This is a genomic window from Flagellimonas lutimaris (assembly GCF_051494225.1).
In the GTDB taxonomy this organism is placed as follows: domain Bacteria; phylum Bacteroidota; class Bacteroidia; order Flavobacteriales; family Flavobacteriaceae; genus Flagellimonas; species Flagellimonas lutimaris_A.
This window is the reverse complement of sequence record NZ_JBNPYE010000005.1, coordinates 14,030-27,996: the sequence shown is the minus strand read 5'-3', so window position 1 is coordinate 27,996 and position 13,967 is coordinate 14,030. Positions and strand designations below refer to the sequence as shown.

Sequence of the window (13,967 nt, the reverse complement as noted above, 5' to 3'; positions counted from 1 at the left end):
GCTTATGGGACGGTAATTAGCCGTCCCTTGTTTAACAAAAAGTTTGCTGGCTTAACTTTCGGGAATATTGGAATAAAAAAATGCCCCATAATCAAAATTGGTGTCCCTATTTCTAAAAAATAGGGACAGCCTTTTTGGAATTCAAACTGTTACTTGGAAGATTCGCTTGGGAAGAAAATTTCAATATTCTTTACTACCTCCGAAATGATTTCATCGGCTCCTGGGATATGATCCTCGGTAATTTGATGCGCTACACTGGTCCTCCAAGCTCTTTTCACATTTGCAATCTTGGTGTCATCCACCAAATCCGAAGGATTGGTATAAGTTAGATTTTTATGCTCCATTTTTTTAAGGAAAAGAGGAATAATCCTTTCCCAGTCCTTTTTGGAAAATTTTTGGGTCAGATGGTACAAATCATAAAAATCCCGTGGTGCCGTGTATGAACGCTGCTTCAGGGCCCTTAGCTTTTCAGCGACCACCTCGTCAATGACATAACATGGGCATTGTTTTTCACCTTGCAACCCATCGGAATAAGGATGCATAATGGGCAAAATTTCGGGTTCCAAAATGATGACCTCGTCCGTACTCACTTCCAATTTAATTTTGGTCATCCAACGATCTGGTAGCGGGGGCTGTTGGTTTTTGGAGTGATTGGCCCCCCAATATTTTATGGATACCTGAAATCCTTTGGGCTCGTCATTAAAGACCAATCGGGAAATTTCACCTACACTGAACAGGATTCCGGTCCGATCTGTAGTGGTCTTGGCAATACCTTCCAGTTTTTCCTTTTCCAGTACGAAGTCCTTCTCCCTTGCCGTGAAATCCAGATCTTCTGAAAAACGATAATTCTTGATATAGCATTTACGCAGGCATGTCCCTCCCTTGAAAATGAGGTCATCCTTATAGGTTTCAAAAAAGACCGATAGAAAATGCCCCAGGACATAGTCCTTGTCCACGGTATCGGGAGGCACCTTCCATTCTTTTGATCGCTCTATGATTTCCTTTTGAAGAATCATCTAATATCCACTTTGGGCCATTTGCAACAGGTTATCCCTTTTGATGTTCAATCGCAACTTCCATTCACTTACAAATTCCCCTTGATCCAGTCCACCGGCATCGATCAAACTATACTTTTTGTTCACCTGCTTTCTGGCATATTGGATAAAACCCTGTAAGCTATCCGCATGGAAAAGGGTTGCCAAAAAGCCCAGTCTTTTTGTCAGGGCAATATTGCCATAGGCCTTCGTATAGGTAATCAACCTTTCATTGTCCCATTTTTCATTGGCGAACGCTTTGATCAAATCGTCCAGATTACCCCCATAGCGGGGTTGGTCAAAACAATCCACTATGGTCATTTCCCTATCGGTCACCAAAAAACCATTTGCTCCAAAGCCCTCCAACATGGTACCGATATGTTTGCTTTCCTTTACGGTAACAAACTTTACCTTGGAGCCCAGGATGTTTGTATCCCTTTTCCTGTAGATGGTCTTGACAAAAAGGGTATACGGAAATCGTTCTGTAAGGTTATGATGGTGCAAAGCTGACCAATAGGCCAAGGTACTACCAGGACTAATGAATGTAGCCAGTACATTGACATTGGAATAATTGGGTTTAGCATATACCCCTCTTTCTATTCGGTTCAACAACCCCTTTTGATGGAGGTTCTCCACCAATTCATTCACATTATCCCCCAAGCTTTTGGGCAATTGGATGGCCAGTTCCTTCAATTTGAAATAAAGGATTTCATGATCCTCCAAATACTTTACTAAAGCAATATGGCTTTCATTGAGATTTTCTGAGATGTATGTACTTTTTGCCATTACCTTTTATGACACAAAGAACCCTAAAAAATAGGGTCTATCGTTACACGACTGGTAAAGTTAGGGGATTCATTTGAAAAAATAAGACTAAATGTCTAAAAAGTTTGATATCAAAGAAACATAGCTCAAAAGTTAAACCTAGAACCATAGTGGAAACGCCAGACAAAGTATACCACACTCGCCGGATAAAATTGAGTACCTTTAGATGAAAACAAAACTCTGATTTTTAGATCACTAAGGCCATTTATTGGCTGGCTCAAATTTTCCGTATTTGGTGGTATCAACCAACCGGCTCATCCACTAGCCCATGGATTGGATCGAAACCCTATAAAAAAATGTCGCAAATATTGACAACATTTGCGACATTTTCTAGGAAGTAACAAAATGCAATTTCTTGACATAGTGTAAAATACTATTTACTATTACATATAAACATGTAAAATGTATTTTACGTTATTAAAAACCACATACTATATTAATTACATTGAAATGGTATTAAGCATTGCTATTCGTTGGAAATTTCCTCAATAGAACCATAAATTTCCAATCTTTAAAGTTGAACCCGTTATTTCCAAAAAGCCTTATCTAAATTTGACACTTTGATTTCATAAATAAGTTTTCCCATTATCTAACTGCAAACTTACTCCCCAGCATTTCTCTCGACCTCTTTACTCTGAAAGCGAATCAAAAGATTATCGATATCCTCACTTATCTTGGACTCCACTACCCTGGCGTAAATTTGTGTCGTGGAAAGTTTGGTGTGCCCCAGGAGTTTGGATACCGTTTCAATGGGGACATTATTGGAGAGCATTACCGTAGTTGCAAAAGTATGTCTGGCCACATGAAAGGTAAGGTTCTTATCAATACCACATTCATTGGCAATTTCCTTTAGATAGGCATTGGTCTTTTGGTTCGAACTTATGGGCAAAAGCCCTTCATTCGGCCCACCCAGATCATATTTTTCCAAAATCGCCCGCGCCTGGGGTATCAATGGAACCTTGACGGGTTTGTCGGTCTTCTCACGTTTGGTACTTATCCATTGGTTTCCATCGATTCCCTTAACAATATTATCCTTGGTGAGTTCCTTTACATCCACATAGGACAGCCCGGTATAACAGGCAAAGACAAAACAGTCCCGTATCTTCTCCAAACGTTCATTCTTAAGCTCGTAGCATTCCAAGTGTTGCAATTCCTCTTCATCCAAAAACGCTCTATCATATCTGTTATACTTCAACTGGAACTGATTGAAGGGATTCTTTTCCATCCACTCCAATTTTACGGCAAGATTCAACATCTTCTTGAATCTTTCCAGATGTTTCATGACACCGTTGTTCCCCAAGGAGAGTTTCTTATCCGAGCCTTTGTAATTTCTAAGATAGTGCTCGAATTCCGTGACAAAGGCATAGTTCAATTGCTTGAGATAAACATCGCCAACCTTCCTTTCCTTTGATAAAAACCTGTCAAGGTACCGAGCAGTGGTATAGTAGTTTTTCATGGTACCATATTTTAAGACAACGGACATCCTTTCATTGTGATAGGAGACAAGATCTCTAAGCGTCTTGTTCTTATCGTCCTCACCAAGATAATGTGACTTGATAGCCTCTGCGGTAATTACCCGATTCTCTTGTAAAAGTTCTTTATGGCACACCAACAATGCTCCGTACACGCTGTCCATGTAAGAATTCAGTTCCCTAATCGGTTGGGAACTTCCCTTGACCCGGTTTCTGGCATTGTCCCAATTCTTTGAGGCCACGTTGCGTTTGAGACTGATCTCTGAGCGTTTTCCGTCCACGGTAATACGGACATAAATGGATAATTGATTTGGAACGCTCCTTGATTTTCTGGTAAAGAAGACTACCGCGAAAGTGTTTTTTGCTTTCATGTTAAAATGACTTTGGTTAAACAATAATTGTTCATCGAAAGTCAAATCGTGCCCAAAAGCTCTTTAAAGATAGGACAATTTAAATAAAAGGTTGTACACCGAATTGCACACCTAATTGCACACCTACTATTTGGTTTCAAATGATATCAAATAAATGCACAAAACGAAAAAAGCACTGAAAATCAATTGATTAACAGTGCTTTTATTTTTATCTATTGCTAGATTTGTCGGGGTGGCAGGCCCATCCCCATAAACATAAATAGTTGATTTTCATTATTTTACACTGTTAACTTGGACCAGTTAACCGAACCCTGAACCGTGTTCAAATCGGCACATCCAGAGGCAAAACTTATGGGAGTTTTACACAGCTAATTTAGGCATTTTTTTGATAAGCAACGATTTGTGTTTCAATGTATCTTATAGATAATCAATTCCCTTATACCATGAAAAAGCTTGCCATATTGCTTTCAATGATTTCCTTAATGACAAATCAGTCATGCGATAGCCCGGATGAAGAAATTGACCTTGAAGGAAACAACCTGTTTGAACTTCAGTACATCAATGCGGGAATGTCGGGTGAAATCATCAAGAAGAAGGATTTGGAATTTAACGAATTCATTGAGTTCTCTTCTGACAATCACTTTGTCAAAAGAAGGGCTTACCCGGACAGTACCAGTATTGCCAAAGGCAGTTACCGTTTAATTCAATCAGAAGACTCGAAGTATTATGAATTTGAGTATGAAGAAGACAGTTATTTAATTCAAAACTGTGGAAGCTCGCTTAAAGAGCATATTTCAATTTTGAACAATGAGGAAATATTTAATGGAAGTTACCTTCCATGTGATGGTCCTGGTTTCGGATATACATTGGCCAACTAGCACGCTAATCTCTAATAAGGGTAGTAAAAGGAACAATTCTTCCCAGAAACGGACAACGTTAATGATAATTTATGAATTTAGCGATGTCCTAAAAACGATTTGCTCCCAATCTGCTTTGTTGTATCTACCATAGAATAACTTTTTCAAAATTGTTGTACAATTCCTGAAAAGGAAAAAAAGAATCGTATTTAATTATATATATGGCTTAATACGAATCATATATAGCTTAAAACGAATTGTTTGAAAATATATTAAACAACTAAATTTGTCTTAATCGCTATTCATGTAGTGTAAAACGATTCAAATGACATCAAAAAAGCAAATCAATAGAATAAGGGTAGTTCTTGCCGAAAAGGATAGAACAAATAAATGGTTATCTGAAAAAGTAAATAAAAATAGAACAACAGTATCAAGATGGTGTACTAATGATATGCAACCTTCTCTTGAGACTTTAGTGGAAGTAGCAGAAGTGTTGGACGTAGACATTAGGGAATTATTGGTTTCAACTAAAAATTATTAATGGGCACTAGCACTAACATATCTTTCGTTGATGCCATAGAAAAATTGGGGATGAATGAAACTTCCCAAGGTTTAAAATGGGTTTCTCAAAAAGAAAAAGAAAATAATGAATATATACGTTTAGCATTAGAACAAGCTGATAGCTTTGGTGCTATCGCAATCTATTTTAGATTCTTTGGTGACAGTAATAGCCCTCCCAGACCACAAGTTTACATTTACAACCTTTCCGAACTAAGCCTGAACCCGAGTAAAGATGCTGAAATCCATCATCGTTTGTGGAATGCAGGGATTGTGCCATACTGCTTTATTTTCAAGGCTTCTCAAATACTCGTTTATAACTGTGGTTTAAAACCAAATTGGGATCACGGAACCGCTGAGTTTATTACAAAGGCACATGACACGATTAGTTTATTAAGTGACGTCCAAGAAAAAATAAAGCAATATCATGCAAGGCAATTTGATTCAGGATTGTTTTGGGAATTAGAAGTAAACAAAAATTTTAAATACGGCCAAAGTGCTTATGAGCAATTATTAAATCAACTTAAAAATGTCAAAGCTCATATAATTGAACAAGTTGGTTATGAAAGAGCAGGGTTAGTGAAGAGAGTACTTATGATGCTTATCCTCATAAAATATTTGGAGGAACGAAAGGATGAAAATGGTAAAGGGGCATTAAACCCAGAAGAATTTTATAAGGGTTATAATCTTGAAAATCCAACCCTTGAAGGTGTACTGAAAGATGCTGATACATTTGCGAATATGCTACATGATCTTTCTAGCAAAGAGCATTTCAACGGACAGATTTTTGATATTAATGATGATGAACTAGCAAATTTAAGACAAGTTGATTTGGTTGTATTTCAGCATTTTGTTAAAGGAGATGCATCCATTTTACCTTCTTCTAAATATGGTTTAGGCCAAATGTCTCTATGGAGATTATATCAATTCAACTACTTGCCCATTGAGTTGATCAGTCATATCTATGAGGATTTTTTAGCTGATGAAGATGGTAAAAAGAAAAAAGGGGTTGTTTATACACCTCCATACCTCGTTCAATTCCTTATAGATCGTTGTATGTCTTTGAATGAGCCAAAAGAGGAATTCAAAGTCTTAGATCCTGCTTGTGGTTCAGGAATTTTCCTTGTGGGAGCTTTTAAAAGAATCATTCAATGGTGGCGTGTAAGAAATAATTGGGCTAAGCCAACTAAGGATAATATAGATGAATTAAAAAAGCTACTTAAAGAAAATATCTATGGTTGTGATTTAGAAGATGAAGCTGTTACGCTTACTTCTTTTAGTTTAGGTTTAGCTCTTTTGGATGCCCTTTCACCAAAAGAGATTTGGAAAAATGTTCATTTCGATAAGTTAGTAAATAATAACCTTTTTAGTGGTGATTTTTTCAAAACATTGTATGAGGAGAAACTGGCAAATGATTTTGATCTAATAATTGGTAATCCTCCTTTTGAAGAAAGATTTACTAAATGGGCGGATATTGTGAATACCTCGTCAAAAAACAATAATGCAGGTCGTCCAGAGGTTCCTCAAAAACAAATAGCTTTACTTTTTTTAGAGCAATCCTTTGAGCTCCTGAAAGAAGGGGGAAATACCTGTTTGATATTACCTTCAGGGCCAGTTCTATATAACACCAAGGTTCAAGATTTTAGGAAGTATTTATTTGAAAGAAATTATTTCAAAAAGATATTTGATTTTACACCTTTAAGAGCTAAGCTTTTTATTGGCAGTAGTTCTAGTGCCAAACCTCCTGTTGTAGCTGTGTTTGCTGAAAGAAAAAATCCAAAGGGTGAAGTTGTTCAACATCTTATTTTTAGAAGGACCAAAGCATCAAGTGAAAAAGTAGAGTTTGAAGTAGATCATTATGACATTCACCCTACTTTATATAATAAAGCACTATCCGTTCAAGGAATTTGGCAAGCCAACTTCATGGGTGGGGGAAGACTCCATAGGGTTATTGAAAAAATAGAAAGAGCAACTACTTTGAAATCATATTTAGAAGATAAAAAAGAAAAAAATGGTTGGAAAGTAGCTGAAGGATGGAAAGAAGCGCCAAACATACCGGGAATAGAAAGAGCTAAGGCCTTATCGAAACGCGAATTTCTTACATATGAAGAATCGATAGAATTAGAAAAATTGAATTCCAAATATAAGGCAGACTGGATTACAGGATTTAATTATATCGTTACAAGCTCTTTCGATGAAAATGGAATTAAAGAAACAGACACTTGCACAATCGAGTATTTTCAAACTTCATCAAAAAAGAACAAAGAGATATTTCGACCACCACACTTGCTCATTAAAGAAAGCGTTTCAGGAACTAAGATTCCAGTTGAATTTAGAGAAGACTATATAACTTTTAAAGATAAAATAATTGGAATCCATGCACCCGAAAAGGAGAAAGAGGAATTACAGAAACTCGAAGGTTATTTGAAAAATGATTCTTCTGTTCCATTGATTTGGCTTTCAAGTGGACAAGTTATTGGAAACAGAGAAGGAGTGCCAATTAAGGATGATATCCTTAGCTTACCTTTTCCTCAATTGAAATATAATCAAATTGATAAAATACTATTAGATGATATTTCATTGTATTATTCTGATTTTAGAAAAAGAGGAGAAAAAAGCAAAATACTTAATCCTGTAAATGAAGACGATTTAAAATCCTTTGGAGAAATTTACTGTAAAATCCTTAATTCCATTTATGATAATTTCAAACCTCTTGATGCTATTATTGGAAAGGAGTTTATTGCATATCCATTCATCCTAGGAAGTAAGCCAGAAATCGAAATTCCTGAAACATTAGAAGGAGTGGAAGAAAAGTTAAAGAAACTTATTGACCATCAAGCTTCCTATAACCTTTGGGTGAAGCGGATTATTAAGCTTTATCATAAAAATATTATTCTCCTATATAAGCCCAACCAGAAGAGATATTGGTTGAAATCAATAGCGATTCGTGATGCAGACGAAACATTTAATGACCTATACAAACAAGGAAAATAATGGAGTACATCAGCAATAATACATTTGGCGCTTTAAGTAGTGCTCCTGATGGAAAGATTATTTCAAAAGTATTTGATTTTGTTACATCTGTCTTGCATGATTTAGGAGGAAAAGAGATCAATAATGAAAACCATCTTACAAACGAATTATGCAAGCAATTAGGCTTCAAAAAGCCTCCTGAACTCCCTTTCTTTTTTCAACATCAAAACATAGAGGATGCTAAAGAAAACACTTCAACAGATTTTGCTGCATTTGGAACCTATGCGTATGCACAGGCATATAATTATGAAGGCGAAGAATTCCCTTTGGTGAAATTTGAAGCAAAACGACTAAACTCAACTCTTCCGAAGAAAAGAGAACGAGAATATGTCATTGGTGAATACAATAAAAGAAAGCAAACTAGAAATTCAGGCGGAATAGAACGTTTTAAAAACCTCAGACACGGAAAAGATGTAGTACATGCAGCGATTATAGGGTACGTCCAAACAGATACTTTTAATCACTGGAATGAAAAAATAAATAAATGGATCAAGGATGAGATTGATAGTCCAAGTGATTTTACCTTAACATGGGATGCAGATGATTATCTTCAATCAAATTGGACGAATGGAAACCTATGCAGCTACTTGTCCAAACCTAAAAGAAAAGGAGGAGAGTGCTTAAATATGAAGCATATTTGGATAAACCTCGTCTCAAAGAAAACTAATGAAATGTAATATCATTGGAGGAATATCAAAAAAGGACTATCTCATAAAGTGTATAAACAAAAAATAGCTCATTATGAAGAATAAGATGTGATTAACCATTAAACTAACCATTGTGTTAGAGTTTTTCCTTCACAAACCATTGCATTCTTTAAATCATCCAATGTGATATTTGGGACACCTTGATCCGTGAAAGTAATATTTATTGAATCGAGGATTTTATTAATTTCATATGGTCCTTTAGAAAGAATATTCAAAAAATCTGCTTTAGTATATCCTTGTGGAGGGTTACCTGTCATTTTTGCATTGTTCACAGCCAATCTAGACCAGCCTATAAAAGTGAAATTGGGAGATGAAAAAGTTATTAAACCATCATTATCAATTTTATAAGCATTATTGCCTGTGATTATTTCAGCAGTATAAGAAATAGCTGGTAAATTAATTGTAAAAACTTTGTTTTTTTCAACTACCACCTCCCTTTTAGGTAGATTAATTCTTTGCAAATCATCAACAACCTTAAAAGCTGCCTCTATGTCATTTTTATATATTGGACTTTCGACATCATCGTGCGACATTGGGTTCAATAAGACAGTCTTATATGTTTTCAATCCCTCAACCAAAGAATTAGGTATTTCAATTTCTAAATCTTTATAATAGGTTTTTAATCTATTTATTAGAACGTCCAAGCTCGGCGGTTTTAATAAACCTTTTACTTCTTCTCTTAATGTATAAGTATCTGGCAACTTATCTTTAAGAGTCTTTTCTAATACCTTTCGTAAAGAATTGGCGGCAGCTGGATAATCATAACTATTTTTATATAAAATAGCTTTTTCCATATCTGTTTTTACTTTATCGTTTATTTCTGGACCATTATTTCCTTTATAAAATTCTAAGAATTTCCAACCAGATAATTGTAATTTGGCTACCTCATACCAGTGTCTATCATAAGTTGTAATGAAGATTTGAAAATCTTGAAAATCTTCCCCTTTCAAAAGTTTAATCAGTTTTAAACGATGTTCGTTGTCTAAACCTATAAGAATATCATCTAAAAAAAGAAATTTTATGTCCTGCGAAAAACTTGATTGGCGTAATATGGCCCCTAAAAAGATACTTATTGCAATAGCGGATAATTTTGCCTCATTAAGTGAAAAGTGAGGATAATGAGTATCTAAAGCAGTTCCATCACTAGATATTTGCAATGCTATTTTAGGTTCACTTAACTGCCCTTTTGAATCAACATTTATTCTGTGTCTTAAGAAATTAATTACTAAACCGGGAATTAAAGTATCTAAAATTCTATTTACAATAGGCCCCAAGTAATCACTCCCACCCGAAAAAAACAATCTATCTAATGCATTATTGAATACAACAGCTTTTGCCTCTACAGCCCTACGTTTTTTAGTTGCGTGATAATATTTGCCGCTACCGTAAGGAATTTTACTTTCTGCCAACAAATCACCCCATAACTTTCCAAGCTCAACGCCACCTGTAACTATTTGGGATTTATAATGCTTTAAAACCCCTTTAATTACTAAGTCAAAAATGTTAAGTTCATTATCCAACTTTACATTATGAACTCCCAAAAGATGTTTATACGTCACAAAACTTTTAAGACGATTTGCATCTATTATACTTGGAATATTTGTGTTTCTTCCTGATTCCGATAAAGAATTACTAGTATCATTATCAAACTCAACTTCAATACCACAATCGGCTTGCCCATCGGCTAGGTAAAGGTTTCGTAAATTTGCCATATTGATATTCTCCACACTAGATTGAAAGAAATCCTTAAGCGCATAGTAAACTGAACTTTTACCACTTCCATTCTCACCATAGATAAAAACATTTTTACCTCCAACAGCAATACTCTCTGAACGTTGAAACGCCTTGTATTTATTTATGGTTATTTTTTTAATTTTCATACCAAATTCTTTGTTGGTATTTTAACACCTATTTTATAGAAATTTTCAAATTGACTTATAGGTTTGAGAAAAAGTTCAGCATCAAGATTTTCCAAATTGTCGGAAGATTGATTAGGATAGACTATCAAACAATTTAACAGCGTTGACTTCCACAACTCCTCCTTTATTTTGGTTCTTGCCAGTGTCTTTTTGTCTCTCGCATAACCACTTAATTGTCTAATGTCATTAATTTCATAATTATTACTCGCATATAGGTTTTTGTATTTTGCATCAATCACAAGCTCCTTACCTTCTGTAACACGTAAGTAATCCAATTCTCCATAATGTGCGTTGAACTGAAAAATAATATCCTTTCTACCAAATTTTTCCTTGAGAATTCCTAATACATAAAATTCAAATAGTTTAGGCATATCTATCCAATAAGGGTAAACATTTACTTCTTGATCAGGAGTAATTGAATTTATATTGTAACCGAACCTTTTAATTATCATTTTCGCTAATTCCAGACCTCTATTGTATTCTGGAAAAAAATTATCAGTTTTAAAGTGCTTTATTTCTGGTATTGTTATACTTGAATTAACCGTTCTAAATGCTGGAGATATGTAATTGATTAAGGGTTCAAATCTATTTTCTAAAGTATTAAATGACTTTAAATACTTTATCGAAAACAATAATGCTTTTTTTAAAATTCGGTTTTCTAGATTATCAACACCAAATTCTTCGAATGTACAATGGGTATATAAGTTTTTATTTCTAAGGAGGTTTTGCTTGGTGGTTTTAGACACCAATATTTTGCCTCTCACATTCCCGTAAATATTTCGCTCAACTTTGTAATAACTCTTCATTAAACCTTTTTTCACCAAAATGGTTAGTAATTGTAAAAAGCCAACAATTATAAAGGGGGTGATTAAGTCTTGCTCTCGTTTAACTTTTATAGGCTTAGCATCTAAATCAACATAAAATAAATCCTTCCCAAAACTTACCATTTCAGGATGTTGCATCCCTTTTGACAACATAGATAGGTAATTGATTTTAGTTATTTCTGTATCTAATTTTGGTGTCACATTAAGAATACTATCGGTAGAACCTAATCTTGTTAAACCAATAAAGTACCCTGTTTTAATATACCCTCTTTCCAAATCAACTTCCTCTACTAATTGATTTGGATTTTTTAATAAATCGATTAGCTCTTCCTCATTTAAGTCAAAAGAAATAGAATGCTCCTTAATATGTACCTTCTTAGCATTCATCAAAAATTATTTGACAATAAAGCCTTTATTTCATCTTCAGCTGAAGGAAGCAGAATACCATCATTCACATATTCCTTTAATAATGGTATAACCTCATATTTTGCTTTAAAATATAGGTCTTTTCCTTCTACCAGAAAATAACTATGTCCAACTTGGATATCATCCTCATTAAATTCAGGAGAAATGTTATTTTTTACAATATTTCTAATAGTATTGAATAAATTTTTAGATTCGACATTAGTTATTACCTCATCATTTACAGATACAGGTATAAATGTAAACCTTCTACGTATTGCATAATCTATGTGGCTCACACTTCTGTCTGCTGTATTCATAGTGCCAATGACATACAAGTTATGTGGTATGGTTATTCCATTACCATCTTCTGTTTTGTACATACTATTTACCATTTTGCCTCTGTATTCTAAAGCATAAATCAACTCACCTAAAACGCTGTTTAAGTTTGCTCTATTTATTTCGTCTATAATGAGTACAAATGCCTTATCATGGTTTTCTGGTTTAGCCGCTTCAAATGCCATTTTTCCAAGAATTTTATTCTCAACATCATAAGATATTTTTTCATCAACTACATTTACCTTTACTCCTCTTACAAAATCATCATAGGTATATGATGGGTGAAACTGGATAACTTCGACAAATGGGTTGTCTTCAACTTCAGGTTCTTTATTGAATATATTGTTTTCAATTGCTTCAAGAATTGACAATTCTTTGGTTGAAGTTTCATCAGTTAACCATTCTGCGATTTGTTTAGCTAATCTTGTTTTTCCTGTACCGGGTGGCCCTTGAAGAATTAAATTCTTAAAGGTCACTACTGAATGATTTACCATAGTTTTTTGTTTATTTCTTATGTAATCTAATATTTTGAAAGTTTCAGGATAACACTCTTTAAACCTTTCAATAGTATTTGGTGTTGCGTGACTAAAACCATCCCATTGCCCTAATGCTGTAGTTTGAATTTTACGATTATCTTTAACTATCCATATAATCTGAATCATTAACTCATCTTCGTAACCATTAGGTACATATTCGTTATTTATAATTATGCCAATACCTCCTAACCATTTAGTACCTCTTCTTACCAAAACCACATCACCTGTTTTATAATCTTGTAGTGGATACTTGTCATTTTCATTTAAAAATGCACTTCCTGTATACACCCCGTTTTTATTTACAAAATCATCAAAATGATCGCCTTCATTTTGACCTTTTGCATTACTACTGACTTGACAATAGGTATTAGTAATTCTTAATTGTCCTTGTGTTGAAGTATTAAGCAAATAGTTAATTAAATTTATTTCGTAGAAGTAACAACCAGGAAAATTTAACTTCAATACAGTTAATATATCCTTATAAGCCTCTATTCCTTTTTCTTCAATTTGTAACGTAGCAGATTTTAAATTTTCTAATACATCTACAGGCAGGGAATTCATGCGTGTATCAAAAGGCATATACATATTGGGATTTATTAAAAACATTGTTTGTGTGAGCTTTGTTACTCCAACATTTTTTAAAGAAAGAACTTTTAAGAAATCACCATTATTAATTTTTTCACCTAAAAAGACTTGCTCAAATAGATTCCACAAACAATCGTTACCAATTACCTCATCTTGATTGTTTATGTATTTACCCTTTTTAAAAAATAGGCTTAAGGTATTAGGTGTAGGCGTAGGAAAGATATAATCAGTTGGTAAATTTTCCTGAAGACTGCATGCCTTTTTTATGGACTCAAAAATATGCTTTCTTTGGTTCTTAGTATTCTTCTGAGCTAACGAATAGATAAGTGAGAATGGGTCTGTTATGGGATAATTTAATATTGCTGAACCTTCTTCGAATAATTCTTTTACTAGGTTTAAGAGCAAGGAATTTCGGTTAACATTGTCTTTGCCTATCTCAAACATCTTAGAAGCTACTGCCTTAAAATAGGGTATCCAATCGTAGTAGGTGATTTTAGATTTCATT

10 protein-coding genes are annotated in these 13,967 nt (G+C 34.4%); 4 read left to right on the top strand and 6 right to left on the bottom strand.

The window, feature by feature from the left end; genetic code table 11:
* Positions 1 to 149 precede the first annotated feature (149 nt).
* The 3 genes from ACQQ5U_RS11140 to ACQQ5U_RS11130 form a co-directional block, all read right to left on the bottom strand.
* On the bottom strand, positions 150 to 1,016 hold the full coding sequence (locus ACQQ5U_RS11140) for a nucleotidyl transferase AbiEii/AbiGii toxin family protein (protein ID WP_437397541.1): 867 nt from the start codon (positions 1,014 to 1,016) through the stop codon (positions 150 to 152).
* Entirely contained in the window at positions 1,017 to 1,820 is an 804-nt protein-coding gene (locus tag ACQQ5U_RS11135) for a type IV toxin-antitoxin system AbiEi family antitoxin domain-containing protein (RefSeq protein WP_228237673.1), read from the bottom strand.
* A gap of 640 nt (positions 1,821 to 2,460) precedes the next feature.
* Positions 2,461 to 3,702: a site-specific integrase gene (locus ACQQ5U_RS11130; RefSeq protein ID WP_437397539.1), complete on the bottom strand. Its 1,242-nt coding sequence runs from the start codon at positions 3,700 to 3,702 to the stop codon at positions 2,461 to 2,463.
* Between the two features lie 443 nt (positions 3,703 to 4,145).
* Between ACQQ5U_RS11130 and ACQQ5U_RS11125 the strand changes: the two genes are divergently transcribed.
* From ACQQ5U_RS11125 to ACQQ5U_RS11110, 4 genes are all read left to right on the top strand, one after another.
* Positions 4,146 to 4,580 (top strand): hypothetical protein, encoded by a 435-nt coding sequence (locus ACQQ5U_RS11125; protein ID WP_437397537.1) that lies wholly within the window; start codon positions 4,146 to 4,148, stop codon positions 4,578 to 4,580.
* 304 nt (positions 4,581 to 4,884) lie between these two features.
* Positions 4,885 to 5,100, top strand: coding sequence for a helix-turn-helix transcriptional regulator (locus ACQQ5U_RS11120; protein WP_437397536.1), 216 nt, complete (start codon positions 4,885 to 4,887; stop codon positions 5,098 to 5,100).
* Positions 5,100 to 8,111, top strand: coding sequence for an HsdM family class I SAM-dependent methyltransferase (locus ACQQ5U_RS11115; RefSeq protein WP_437397535.1), 3,012 nt, complete (start codon positions 5,100 to 5,102; stop codon positions 8,109 to 8,111). The genes ACQQ5U_RS11120 and ACQQ5U_RS11115 overlap by 1 nt, the downstream gene beginning before the upstream one ends.
* Positions 8,111 to 8,827, top strand: coding sequence for a hypothetical protein (locus ACQQ5U_RS11110; protein ID WP_437397533.1), 717 nt, complete (start codon positions 8,111 to 8,113; stop codon positions 8,825 to 8,827). Before ACQQ5U_RS11115 ends, ACQQ5U_RS11110 begins: the two co-directional genes overlap by 1 nt.
* Before the next feature lie 89 nt (positions 8,828 to 8,916).
* Here the strand turns inward: ACQQ5U_RS11110 and ACQQ5U_RS11105 are convergent, their stop codons facing one another.
* From ACQQ5U_RS11105 to ACQQ5U_RS11095, 3 genes are read right to left on the bottom strand one after another with little or no spacing between them, the layout of a single operon-like run.
* A complete protein-coding gene (locus ACQQ5U_RS11105) occupies positions 8,917 to 10,737 on the bottom strand; it encodes an AAA family ATPase (RefSeq protein WP_437397532.1) in 1,821 nt (606 codons plus the stop codon).
* Entirely contained in the window at positions 10,734 to 11,987 is a 1,254-nt protein-coding gene (locus ACQQ5U_RS11100) for a 5-methylcytosine restriction system specificity protein McrC (protein WP_437397530.1), read from the bottom strand. Before ACQQ5U_RS11100 ends, ACQQ5U_RS11105 begins: the two co-directional genes overlap by 4 nt.
* Positions 11,987 to 13,966 carry an McrB family protein gene (locus tag ACQQ5U_RS11095; protein ID WP_437397529.1) on the bottom strand — a complete coding sequence of 660 codons (1,980 nt, stop codon included), beginning with the start codon at positions 13,964 to 13,966 and terminating at the stop codon, positions 11,987 to 11,989. Before ACQQ5U_RS11095 ends, ACQQ5U_RS11100 begins: the two co-directional genes overlap by 1 nt.
* Position 13,967: the final 1 nt, after the last annotated feature.

Bases quoted from the DNA above. Each gene is read 5' to 3' on its own strand.
- ACQQ5U_RS11140 (WP_437397541.1), bottom strand. From the start codon at position 1,016: ATGATTCTTCAAAAGGAAATCATAGAGCGATCAAAAGAATGGAAGGTG.
- ACQQ5U_RS11135 (WP_228237673.1), bottom strand. From the start codon at position 1,820: ATGGCAAAAAGTACATACATCTCAGAAAATCTCAATGAAAGCCATATT.
- ACQQ5U_RS11130 (WP_437397539.1), bottom strand. From the start codon at position 3,702: ATGAAAGCAAAAAACACTTTCGCGGTAGTCTTCTTTACCAGAAAATCA.
- ACQQ5U_RS11125 (WP_437397537.1), top strand. From the start codon at position 4,146: ATGAAAAAGCTTGCCATATTGCTTTCAATGATTTCCTTAATGACAAAT.
- ACQQ5U_RS11120 (WP_437397536.1), top strand. From the start codon at position 4,885: ATGACATCAAAAAAGCAAATCAATAGAATAAGGGTAGTTCTTGCCGAA.
- ACQQ5U_RS11115 (WP_437397535.1), top strand. From the start codon at position 5,100: ATGGGCACTAGCACTAACATATCTTTCGTTGATGCCATAGAAAAATTG.
- ACQQ5U_RS11110 (WP_437397533.1), top strand. From the start codon at position 8,111: ATGGAGTACATCAGCAATAATACATTTGGCGCTTTAAGTAGTGCTCCT.
- ACQQ5U_RS11105 (WP_437397532.1), bottom strand. From the start codon at position 10,737: ATGAAAATTAAAAAAATAACCATAAATAAATACAAGGCGTTTCAACGT.
- ACQQ5U_RS11100 (WP_437397530.1), bottom strand. From the start codon at position 11,987: ATGAATGCTAAGAAGGTACATATTAAGGAGCATTCTATTTCTTTTGAC.
- ACQQ5U_RS11095 (WP_437397529.1), bottom strand. From the start codon at position 13,966: ATGAAATCTAAAATCACCTACTACGATTGGATACCCTATTTTAAGGCA.